The organism is Isoptericola sp. NPDC060257 (assembly GCF_042726645.1).
Lineage (GTDB): Bacteria > Actinomycetota > Actinomycetes > Actinomycetales > Cellulomonadaceae > Isoptericola > Isoptericola nanjingensis.
The window spans coordinates 1-1,663 of record NZ_JBHXAW010000478.1; the positions used below are offsets into that span (position 1 = coordinate 1).

A 1,663-nucleotide genomic window follows, 5' to 3' on the forward strand; every position below is an offset into this window, starting at 1 on the left:
CCAGATCCGCTCCCTCACGATGCTCCCCGCCCGCCGCGAGGACGTCGAGCTGCACACCGCGGACGGGCTCACGCTCGTCGGCGAGCTCGCCCTCCCGGCCGACCGGGACCCGGTCGCGACCCTCCTCACGTTCCACCCGCTGCCCACGCACGGCGGCTACATGGACTCGCACGTCTACCGGAAGGCGGCCTGGCGCCTCCCCGCGCTCGCGGACCTCGCCGTCCTGCGCTTCAACACCCGCGGCACGTCGTCGCCGCGCGGCACGTCCGACGGCGCGTTCGACGGCGGCGAGGCGGAGCGGTACGACGTCGCCGCCGCGATCGAGCTCGCCGAGTTCCGCGAGCTGCCGCGCCCGTGGCTCGTCGGGTGGTCGTTCGGCACCGAGCTGGTGCTCAAGCACGGCACCGACCCTGCCGTCGAGGGCGCGATCCTGCTGTCGCCCCCGCTGCACCGTGCCACGGACGCCGACCTCGACCGTTGGGCCGAGTTCGGCCGGCCGCTGGTGGTCCTGGTGCCCGAGCACGACGACTACCTGCGGCCCGACGAGGCCCGTCGGCGGTTCGCGCGCGTGCCGCAGGCCGAGGTGATCGGCGTCGACGGCGCGAAGCACCTGTGGGTCGGGGAGCCGGCGGTGCGCCGGGTCCTCGACGAGATCGTCGGGCACGTGCTGCCCGGCCACGCCGCTCTGCCCACGCACTACGACGGCGAGGTGCGGACGGCCGAGACGGTGCCGCGATGAGGTTGTCCTGATGACAAGGCGATGACGAGGAGTCGACGATGACCACCACCTCTGCGCTCCTGGCGACCTACCCGCTCCACGACGGGGCGGGCACGCCGGTCGTGCTGCTGCACGGTTTCCCGCTGGACCACCGCATGTGGGCGGCAGCGGCGCAGGCCCTGCCCGAGGGGGTGCGCGCCATCGGCGTGGACCTGCCCGGCCAGGGGCACTCCGACCTCGGCGGCATCCCGCCGCGGCTCGAGGACGTCGCCGACGCCGTGCACCACACCATGCGGGAGCAGGGTGAGGGCAACGCGGTCGTCGTCGGCCTGTCGATGGGGGGCTACGTGGCGCTCGCCCTGGCGGAGCGGCACCCGGGGTTCGTCGTCGGTCTCGGGCTCGTCGACACCAAGTCGACCGCCGACCTCGACGCCGCGCGCGCGAACCGGCTGCGGATCGCGGCCGCCGTCACGGAGGACCAGACGCTCGACCCGGTCCTCAGCATGCCCGGCACGCTGCTCGGGCCGACGAGCGTGGAGAAGCGGCGGAACCTCTTCCCGCTGCTGGAGTCCTGGATCCGCGCGCAGTCGCCCTCGGGCGTCGCCTGGGCGCAGCGCGCGATGGCGGCGCGCCCGGACCGTACCGACGTGCTGCGGACCTTCGACGGCCCCGTCTCCGTGGTGGTCGGGGCGGAGGACCAGGTGACCCCGCTGGTCGAGGCCGAGCACATGGTGCACGCCGCGCGGGACGGCGCGCTGACCGTCGTCCCCGCGGCCGGCCACATGAGCGCCGTCGAGGACCCGGCGACCGTCGCCGCCGCCATCGGGCTGCTGTACCGGCGGGTCGCCGAGCGCACCAACCCGCCCCGCTGGCCCTGGCAGTACCGCCCGGCCCCGACCCGCTGACGCAGCCGACCGACGAGACGCCGCGGGCCCGCCACCCGAC

2 protein-coding genes are annotated in these 1,663 nt (G+C 75.3%); both read left to right on the forward strand.

Features of this window, described 5'->3' with window-relative positions; genetic code table 11:
- Positions 1–739 (forward strand): alpha/beta hydrolase (locus ACFWEK_RS21460; RefSeq protein ID WP_430555357.1); only part of this gene is annotated, 739 nt, incomplete at its 5' end.
- A gap of 38 nt (positions 740–777) precedes the next feature.
- A complete protein-coding gene (locus tag ACFWEK_RS21465) occupies positions 778–1,623 on the forward strand; it encodes an alpha/beta fold hydrolase (RefSeq protein WP_430548381.1) in 846 nt (281 codons plus the stop codon).
- The last annotated feature ends 40 nt before the right edge of the window (positions 1,624–1,663 follow it).

Excerpts from the sequence above, each read along its gene's own strand:
- ACFWEK_RS21465 (WP_430548381.1), top strand. The coding sequence starts at position 778 with ATGACCACCACCTCTGCGCTCCTGGCGACCTACCCGCTCCACGACGGG.